Source organism: Mariniflexile fucanivorans (assembly GCF_004341235.1).
Lineage (GTDB): Bacteria > Bacteroidota > Bacteroidia > Flavobacteriales > Flavobacteriaceae > Mariniflexile > Mariniflexile fucanivorans.
This window is the reverse complement of the sequence record NZ_SLUP01000014.1, coordinates 3,272-5,965: the sequence shown is the minus strand read 5'-3', so window position 1 is coordinate 5,965 and position 2,694 is coordinate 3,272. Positions and strand designations below refer to the sequence as shown.

2 protein-coding genes are annotated in these 2,694 nt (G+C 33.5%); both read left to right on the top strand.

Translation table 11 applies throughout. The features are described 5' to 3' along the window. Positions 1-1,014: endo-1,4-beta-xylanase (locus EV196_RS19360; RefSeq protein WP_207902882.1), on the top strand; the 1,014-nt coding region annotated here is incomplete at its 5' end. Between the two features lie 2 nt (positions 1,015-1,016). Further along, positions 1,017-2,694, top strand: a 1,678-nt coding sequence (locus EV196_RS19355; protein WP_132219448.1) for a glycoside hydrolase family 43 protein, incomplete at its 3' end; no start/stop codon positions are given.

Genomic DNA, 2,694 nt, shown 5'->3' with positions numbered 1-2,694 from the left:
TTAAAAAAAATGGAGAGCGCTATCGGTTTAAAAGATGCTTCAACTTTTCCAATAGGTACTGCCATAAAGATTCATACGTTAATGAATGATACGATACTTCAAAAATTACAAATTGATAATTTTAATAGTATTACCGCAACAAGTGATATGAAAATGCAGTCCATTTTACCAGCTGAAAATCAGTACAACTGGAAAACTGCCGACATCATATTACAGTATGCAGAAAAGAACAATCAACGGTTGTTTGGGCATAATTTAATTTGGCATAGTTCCACACCTAAGTGGGTGGAAGAGAAAGGTGAAAAAGATAGTATTTGGCTAGGGAACTTTATGCAACAGTATATAAAGACCTATGTAGGAAGATATAAAGGTAAAGTAGCCGCATGGGATGTGGTAAATGAAGCTTTTGCATCTAGTGGAGGAAATTACAGAGAAACGTTTTGGTATAAAAAATTGGGCGAAAGTTATATAGAAAAAGCGTTTAGGTATGCGCATGAAGCAGATGCTAACGCTGTATTGTTTTACAACGATTTCAACATTGAAAGAGACACCGTAAAGTTAAACGCCGTTTTAAATATGGTAAAAGAATTTAAAGAAAAAGGGGTTCCAATTCACGGTATAGGTTTTCAAATGCATATACGCATGGATATTCCTGATGAAATTATAGCGTATTCATTAAAAAAAGCTGCGGCAACGGGTTTGCAAATACATTTATCTGAAGTCGATATTATTTTTAATACACATAATGATGAAAGGTTAGGTGGTATTGAAAATTATAGTGTTTTAACAGATGAAATGAAACAAGCACAAGCTGAGAAGTATAAAAGTCTGATTAAAATGTACAAGGAAATAGTGCCGAAAGCACAACAATTTGGAATTACGTTTTGGGATTTTACAGATAGAGATTCTTGGATTAAAGGCTTTTTTAATATGAAAGATTGGCCGTGTATATATGATGATAATTTACAACCAAAACCTGCTTATTTTGCAGTGTTAGAGGGTTTAAAAGAATAAAAATGTATAGAATAAAAAAATGTGCAATAGTAGTAGTATTTGTAATTGTCGCATTTGGTTGTTCAAATAAAAAAGAACAAGTTAACATAGTTGAAAACCAAATAAATACATTCTCAAACCCAATTTTACAAGGTTTTTATCCAGATCCAAGTATTTGCAAAGCGGAAGATGCTTATTATTTGGTAAACTCTACGTTTGCGTATTTTCCCGGAATTCCCATTTTTAAAAGTAACGACTTGGTAAATTGGCAACAAATAGGAAATGTACTAGACAGACCGGAACAATTGTATTTGGATGGATTGGATGTGTCTCAAGGCGTTTTTGCCCCTGCAATTCGGTTTAAAAATGGTGTTTATTATGTAACCTGCACCATTGTTGGAGGTAAAAATAATTTTGTGGTTACAGCTACAAACCCAGAAGGACCTTGGTCTAACCCAATATGGCTACCAGAAGTTGAAGGCATTGATCCTTCCTTGTTTTTTGATGATAATGGAAAAGTGTACATCATTTACAATAGCGATGCGCCGGATAAAAAACCATTATATGACGGACATAGAACGATTAAAATGTATGAAATTGATGTTGAAAAAGGAAAAGTAGTTGGAGAACCCATAATTTTAGTAAATGGTGGAACTGATATTTCTAAAAAACCAATTTGGATTGAAGGACCGCATATTTATAAAAGAAACAGTTTTTATTATTTAATGGCTGCGGAAGGTGGCACTGCTGAAGATCATTCTGAAGTGGTATTTAGAAGTGAAAATGTAGAAGGGCCTTATGTTAGTTATGAAAACAATCCAATTTTAACGCAAAGGCATTTAAATGACAATCGATTAAATCCTATTACTTCAACAGGACACGCGGATATTATTGAAGATACAAACGGCAATTGGTGGGGTGTTTTTTTAGGGTGTAGACCATACGAGGATAGCTATTTCAATACAGGACGAGAAACATTTATGGCGCCCGTAAAATGGGTGAATGATTGGCCGGTTTTTGATTTAGGAGATGTTATTGTAAAAGCGAACTATCCAACGCCAAACAATGTTGTAAAGCAGAAAAAATCATTTAAACATAGCGGTAACTATGCTTTTAAGGAAGAATTTGACACTGCTGAATTAGGTCTTGAATATTTGTTTTTACGTACTCCAAGAGAAAAATGGTACAACATTTCAGATGGAAGTTTAGAAATTAAAACACGTGCAGAAAGTGTTTCAAATCCTCAAAATCCAAGTTTTATTGGTTATAGACAGCAACATTCAAAAGGAAGTGTTAGTGCAGAAATGGATTTTAATACTTCAAAAGAGAATGAAAAATCGGGCTTAGTGGCGTTTCAAAACAACGCTTATTTTTATTATATGTGTAAGTCTGTGGCAAAAGGAAAGCCAGTAATTCAATTATTTCAATCTTCGGAAAATAGCATGAACCTGCTCATAGAAAAACCATTGCAATTAAACGCTTCACTAAAATTAAAAATTGAAGCAAAAGGAGCAGTGTATCATTTTCTATATGCTGAAGAAAATGAAGATTTTAAAATGTTACAACAAAATGTAGATGCTCGTTTTTTAAGCACCAAACAAGCTGGTGGATTTGTAGGAACGATCTACGGAATGTACACAACTTCATTAGGTAAAGAAAGCAATAATACAGCATCTTTTAAATGGTTTGAAATTGAGAGTT